The sequence below is a fragment of the Limnospira sp. PMC 289.06 genome (genome assembly GCF_032350395.1).
GTDB lineage: Bacteria > Cyanobacteriota > Cyanobacteriia > Cyanobacteriales > Microcoleaceae > Limnospira > Limnospira platensis.
This window is the reverse complement of sequence record NZ_JARPLC010000505.1, coordinates 1-410: the sequence shown is the minus strand read 5'-3', so window position 1 is coordinate 410 and position 410 is coordinate 1. Positions and strand designations below refer to the sequence as shown.

Sequence of the window (410 nt, the reverse complement as noted above, 5' to 3'; positions counted from 1 at the left end):
ACCAACGCCCAACTGTAATGGTAGGGATATGCTAACAGGTCACGGTTTGATTGTAAGAATAGAGTCTAGTAGGAGTCAATATGACGAAATCGAGAGAAAGTAAGGGATTTGGGAAACCAGAACTTACAAAGACGTGCGTTTGTATGGAGAAGTATTAACTGGGCTAAGGTTCAGAGATACGTCTTTAAGCTCCAAAAGAGGATATTTCAAGCAGCTAAATCGGGACAAGATGCAAAGGTAAGAAGGTGGCAACGTCTATTGGTGAAGTCATATTATGCCCGGCTCCTAGCAATACGGCTGTAGGGGCGGGTTCCACGGTCAGCCATGCTTCCCAACAGTCAGCTTAATAAACCCGCCCCCCAAGCGGGTCAAGGCAAGAAAACAGCCGGAGTTGATGGAGTAAGAGCAAT

Annotated in this window: 2 pseudogenes; both read left to right on the top strand. The window is 46.3% G+C overall.

Annotation, left to right across the window (positions count from 1 at the left end):
* Positions 1-108: 108 nt before the first annotated feature.
* Positions 109-237 (top strand): annotated as a pseudogene (locus P5674_RS26015) (reverse transcriptase N-terminal domain-containing protein); the annotation flags it as partial.
* Positions 238-324: 87 nt separating this feature from the next.
* Positions 325-410: pseudogene (locus P5674_RS26010) on the top strand (HNH endonuclease); the annotation flags it as partial.